Annotated in this window: 3 protein-coding genes and 1 pseudogene; all 4 read right to left on the reverse strand. The window is 74.4% G+C overall.

Features of this window, described 5'->3' with window-relative positions; translation table 11 throughout:
- Window positions 1–359 (reverse strand): annotated as a pseudogene (locus ND748_RS27485) (hypothetical protein); the annotation flags it as partial.
- Window positions 360–415: 56 nt separating this feature from the next.
- Window positions 416–1,501, reverse strand: coding sequence for a hypothetical protein (locus ND748_RS27490; RefSeq protein ID WP_251749112.1), 1,086 nt, complete (start codon window positions 1,499–1,501; stop codon window positions 416–418).
- A gap of 256 nt (window positions 1,502–1,757) precedes the next feature.
- The gene (locus tag ND748_RS27495; RefSeq protein WP_285902793.1) at window positions 1,758–2,777 is read right to left on the reverse strand and encodes a 3-oxoacyl-[acyl-carrier-protein] synthase III C-terminal domain-containing protein; all 1,020 of its coding nucleotides are present in this window, start codon (window positions 2,775–2,777) and stop codon (window positions 1,758–1,760) included.
- A gap of 65 nt (window positions 2,778–2,842) precedes the next feature.
- Window positions 2,843–3,871, reverse strand: a 1,029-nt coding sequence (locus ND748_RS27500; RefSeq protein WP_251749114.1) for an acyl-CoA dehydrogenase family protein, incomplete at its 5' end; no start/stop codon positions are given.

Below are 3,871 nucleotides of genomic sequence, written 5' to 3' on the forward strand. Positions count from 1 at the left end.
GCGCCGACGGTGAGCTGGAGAACCTGCCCGGGGCTGACGGCCAGGGTGCCGCTGGTCTCGCCGCCGAGGCCGCCGGGCGCGCCGGTGTTCGGCGGGTTGGGGGCCACGAAGCCGGCCGCGCTGCCGCCCTCGCCGCCGAACAGGTCGATGCGCACGCTGGTCACGCCGGCGGGCACGGTGAAGGTGTCCGTGCCCGCCGTGGTGTAGGCGCAGGTGGGTGGGGAGGTGGTCAGGACGCCGGTCGCCCCGCAGGTGGCCGTCCCGCCCGCGGCGTCCGCGACGGCGGGCAGGGGCGCCGCGACGGCGACGGCCAGGACACCGGCCGCGCCGACGATCGCGGCCAGCCTGCCTCTGGGCATGGTGATACGACGGTTCAAGGGAATCGACATCGCCTTTACGGTCAGAGTTTTTACGGTCAGACGCCGTCGTCGGCGCACAGCGCCCAGGCGTCGGTGTAGGTGCTCGGCGAGCTCGCGCCGCCGGTGTGGCTGAAGGCCGTCCAGTAGGCGGCGGTGGTGGTCCCGTCGCTGACGGGGCTGCCGCCGGAGGTGCTGGGGAAGCTGCCGTTGAGGTGGTCGCCGCCCGAACCCGGGCCGGTGAAGTCGGTGGTCGTCACGCTGCCGCCGCTGATGGCGGCGCCGCCGCTGATCAGCTTCCCGTCCCCGCCGCCGCAGCCGACCGTGGCCGTCTGGCCGGTGGTCGCCGAGGTCGGCCCGCTCACCTCGCTGTAGCGGACCTTCACGGTGGCCCCGCTGACGTTGATACCGCTGCCGCTGCAGATCGCGTAGGCGTAGGTCACGTTGCCGGTGCCGCCTCCGCCGCCGTTCCACCCGACGGACGCCCAGGAGTTCGGGTTGGTCGCCCCGTCGGCCGCCGCCTTCTGGCCGTAGTCATGGGCGGCGTCGTTGAAGGTGGGGAAGCTGGCGATCGGCTTGAGGCTGCCGATGCTCGCCGGGGTGGTGCGCGCGCCGCCGCCGAGCAGGATCGTGTTCGCCGGGCAGGTCGCCACCACCAGGTTGACCGTCGACGCCGCCGAGGGCCCGCTGGCCTTGTTCATCACCACCTGGGTGTGGTTGACCAGGTTGCTGGTCAGGCAGGTCGCGTAGGGGGTGGTGGAGAAGGCGGCGTCGGTCGCGCCCCCGGTGCCGCCGATGCCGAGCCAGTGCGTCACGTCGGTGCCGACGACGCCGGTGGTGCCGGTGTACTCGCTACTGCCGTCGGAGCTGGGCTCCGTGCCCATCACGTGGTTGCCGTTCGACGCCATGCCGGTGCCGATGGCCTGGTTGACGCCGCCGCCGGCGATGAGGCCGCTGGAACAGTCAGCGTGGGTCGAGATCTCGGCAAAGGTCGAACCGGGCCCGCTGGTGGCGCCGGGTGTCTTCACCGTGACGCCCACGGTGTTGGCGTGCGCGGTTCCCGGTACCGCGACGGCCAGTAGGGCGCTCAGTCCCAGCACGACGGCACCGCCAATCGTGCGACGACGCAGGGTCACTTCCGCCATCAGATCTCCTCTGGTGCGAGGCGGCCTCCGCCCCCGGGCCGACCGGCACGGGGTGGCCGATGGTCGGCGGCAGCCCACGCGAGCAGGCGCGTATCCGCGGCCGTTTCCCGAGGTCAGGAGCCAGGTCGCAGCCACCATGGCTGCGCGGATACGGACGTTAGCATCGAAAAAGTCCGCATACACGGCATGTTGGGCGAACTTTGTGCGCGGATGAGTGCCTGTTACTCGCTGTAATCGATTCGGGGGAGGGCTGTCGCTACCTGCGGCGCAGCGCGGCGAGGCAGAGGGTCAGGCCCGGGCCGAACGCCATCGCGACGGCGGTCGCCCCGGCGGCGAGGTCCCCGCGGATCTGGTCGAGGACGAGCAGGACGGTGCCCGACGAGCAGTTCCCCCGGGTCGCGAGGACGCGGCGGGCCACTGCGGTCTGCGCGGGCGCCAGGGCCAGGCGTTCCTCGACGACGTCGAGGATGCGCGGGCCGCCGGGGTGCACGGCCCAGCCGTCGACGTCGCCCGGGTCCGCGGCGATCGGCCCCAGCAACGCGGCGACTGCCTCCTCGACGTGCTTCGCGAGGACGTCGGGCACCTGGCGGGACAGCCCCATGCGAAAGCCGTGGTCGGTGACGTGCCAGGTCATCAGGTCCTCGCTGTCCGGGGCGGTGGCGGCGGTGGTGTCGAGCACCTCCAGGCCGTGGGCGGCATCGGGGACGAGCACGATCGCCGCCGCGGCGTCGCCGAACAGGGCGTGCGCGACGACCTGCTCCAGGTCCCGGTGCGGCTGCTCGGGCTGGCTGTGCAGGGAGGTCAGTTCCAGGCAGAGCACGACCGCGGGCAGCCGGCGGGACCGGACGAAGTCCGCCGCCGCGCCCATCCCCGGGATGGCGCCGTAGCAGCCCATGTGCCCGACCAGCAGCCGCCGCACCGACGGGAGCATGCCGAGTTCGCGGGCGAGCTGGATGTCCAGGCCAGGCGTTGCGTAGCCGGTGCAGGAGACGACGACGAACAGCCCGACCTCGGCGGCGCCCAGGCCGGCGTCCGCCAGCGCGGCCAGGACGGCACGCCGGCCCAGCGGGGGCGCCTCGTCGACGTACCGGCGCATCCGCGCGCCCGTCGACCAGTCGCTGACATCCTCCCGGCGCGGATCGACGACCCCGTGGCGGGTGCGTACCCCGGCGCCGAGGAAGAGCCGGCGAGCCAGCCGGTCGCCCCGGTACCGCCGCTCGAAGACCTCGTCCCACAGGCTCTGCTGGTCGAAGGAGCCGGGAAACGCCGCGCCCATGCCGGTGATGACGGCGGCGCTGGGCGGCCTGGTGCTGGGCGGCCTGGTGCTGGGCGGCCCGGCGCTCACCACCGGGCCACGCCCGCGTCCGCCTCCGGGTCGCCGCCCAGCGCCGCCAGGCCGAGCCAGTCGGCGCAGACGTCGGTCGTCGCCGGCTGCAGGGACCCGCAGCGGGCGTCGCGGTAGAGCCGTTCGAGCGGGTGCCCGCGGCGGGTGACGGCGGTTCCGCACGCCTCGACGACCGAGGCGGCGACGTCCTGTGCCGTCTGTCCGGCGAGCAGCTTGGCCCGCCACACCCACCGGTTCGTCGACGCCGAACCCGGGTCGGCATCGACCCGGCGCGCGCACTCGTCGACCACCGCGTCCAGCGCGGCCAGCGCCGCGTCGGCATGGCCGAACCGGGCCCGCACGGCCGGCAGCTCCGCGAGGCCGCCCGGCATCCCGGGCGTGCGCCTGGTGCGGGCGTAGGCGAGCCCCGCGTCGAACGCGGCCCGGCCGACCCCGGCATAGACGGCGGCATAGGAGGCCACCAACCACTGCGGCATGCCCTGCGCCACCAGCAGACTGAGCCCCTCCAGGCCACCGACGAGCGCCTCCGCCGGCACCCAGACGTCCAGGTGCACATCGTGGCTGCCGGTGCCCCGCATGCCGAGGGTGTCCCAGGCCGGCTCGACGCGCACCCCGGCCCCACGCGGGACGAGAAAATGACTGATCCGCGTGGCCCGCCGTCCGGCCTCCTCGTGGTCGCCGTCCGGTGCCCAACCGTCGGCGCGGGCGGCGACGAAGTAGACGTCCGCGTGGGATGCCCCCGAGCAGAACGACTTCACCCCGGTGATCCGGTAGCCGCCGTCCTCGCACTGGTAGCGGGTCCGCAGCGCGGACAGCCGGGAGCCGGCGCCCCGCTCGCTCATCGCGACGGCGATGAACTCCCCGGCCGCGGCGCGGGCCAGCAGCCGGTCGCGGGCGGCGAAGAACGACTCCGGTGCCCCCATCGCGCGGGCGAGCCCGTCGGGCGTCCCGGCCAGCGCCCCCACGACCGAGGTGTGCATGTTCAGGACCAGGGCGGTCGCGCCGCTGCCCGCGGCGAGCACGCG

The organism is Frankia sp. AiPs1, assembly GCF_023716945.1.
Taxonomy (GTDB): Bacteria; Actinomycetota; Actinomycetes; order Frankiales; family Frankiaceae; genus Frankia.

Bases quoted from the DNA above. Each gene is read 5' to 3' on its own strand.
- ND748_RS27490 (WP_251749112.1), bottom strand. From the start codon at position 1,501: ATGGCGGAAGTGACCCTGCGTCGTCGCACGATTGGCGGTGCCGTCGTG.
- ND748_RS27495 (WP_285902793.1), bottom strand. From the start codon at position 2,777: ATGGGCGCGGCGTTTCCCGGCTCCTTCGACCAGCAGAGCCTGTGGGAC.